General features: G+C 74.9%; 1 protein-coding gene. It reads right to left on the minus strand.

All coding sequences use genetic code 11. The annotated features are described in order from the left end of the window. Positions 1 to 177 precede the first annotated feature (177 nt). On the minus strand, positions 178 to 1,376 hold a 1,199-nt coding region (locus ABZV34_RS39515; RefSeq protein ID WP_356288147.1), incomplete at its 5' end, for an alpha/beta fold hydrolase.

The raw sequence follows: 1,376 nt of genomic DNA on the forward strand, positions 1-1,376 counted from the left end.
GCGGGCGGTACGTGTGCGGCTGGGCAGGGCTCCCGCCGCCGGGAGTGTGCCTGCTTCGTCGGACCCGGCGGGGCCGGGGACGGGCGGCCCGGCATCGCGCTCACCCCGCGCCGGTGTTTCGCCGGTGCGGGGTGGGCGGGGCAGGAGGGGCGGGCCACGGGAGCGCGGCGAAGGCGCTCAGTCCAGGTGCTTGAGCCAGTCCGCGGTGGCCGTGGCGGTGCTGCGGGCGTGGGCCTCCATCATCGTGAAGTGGTTGCCGGGTACGTCGGTCACGGTGTGCGCCCGCTCCCACGACGCCTGCCACTCGTGGAGTTCCATGGGGCCGGTCGTCTCGGCCGGGACCGGGGGTTCGCTGGAGCGCACCAGCAGGACGGGGGTGTCCAGGGGGCCGGGTTCCCACTCGCCGATGAGGCTGACGTACCAGCTCATGGCGGTCAGCCGGTCGGTGTCCATGTGGGCGAACATCGACTCGCGGTCGAACATGCCGCCCAGCATCTGCTGGGAGAAGCGCAGGAACGGCGAGTCGGGGCGGGGCATGTAGGTGTCGAGGAGCACCACCGCGGCCGGGGGCCTGCCCTGTTCCTGGAGGTGCCGGGCGGCGGCCAGGGCCAGGACGCCTCCTGAGGAGGAGCCGAGGAGGACGACGGGGCCGTCGCCGACCGTGCGGGTGACCGCGTCGGCGTGCAGCGCCGCCGCGGCGGCGAAGGTGGCGGGCAGCGCCTCACCGGTGCCGAAGCCCTGGGTGGGCAGGGCCCAGACGTCGCGTTCGCCGCGGAAGGCGGAGGCGAACCGTGCGTACTGGTGGACGCCGGCCAGGGCCACGTAGGAGCTGAAGCAGACCAGCGGTACGTCGTTCTCGCCCTTGGAGAGCCGGATCGGCTCGGGTCCGGCGGTCAGTTCCCCCGGTGCGGTGAAGGTCGGCCTGAGGTCCGCGGCGGCTTGCAGCAGCGCGAACCCCTCGTCGACGCGGCCGCTCTCGCAGGCCCGCCGGAACAGTCCGGCGAGGGTGTCGCCGGACCGCGGGGCGGGCCCGTGGGCGGGGGCGGACGCCGGTGCGGGGGCGGCCGGGGTGTCGCGCAGCCGTTCGTCCAGGTGGGCGGCGAGCAGGTCGGGGGTGGCGTGGTCGAAGAGCAGGGTCGGCGGCAGGGTCAGGGCGGTCGCGGTGGCGAGGTGGTTGCGCAGTTCGACCGCTGTCAGGGAGTCGAAGCCCTGTTCCGTGAAGAGCTGGTCGGCCTCCACCGCGTCGGCGGACGCGTGTCCGAGGACCGCCGCGGCCAGTTCGCGGACCAGCGTGAGCAGCGCGGTGCGGCGTTCGGCCGGGTCGAGTCCGGCGAGCCTGGCGGAGGTGCCGAGATGCTCGACCGGGCGAAGGCAGG

The organism is Streptomyces sp. NPDC005195 (assembly GCF_040608315.1).
Lineage (GTDB): Bacteria > Actinomycetota > Actinomycetes > Streptomycetales > Streptomycetaceae > Streptomyces > Streptomyces kaempferi.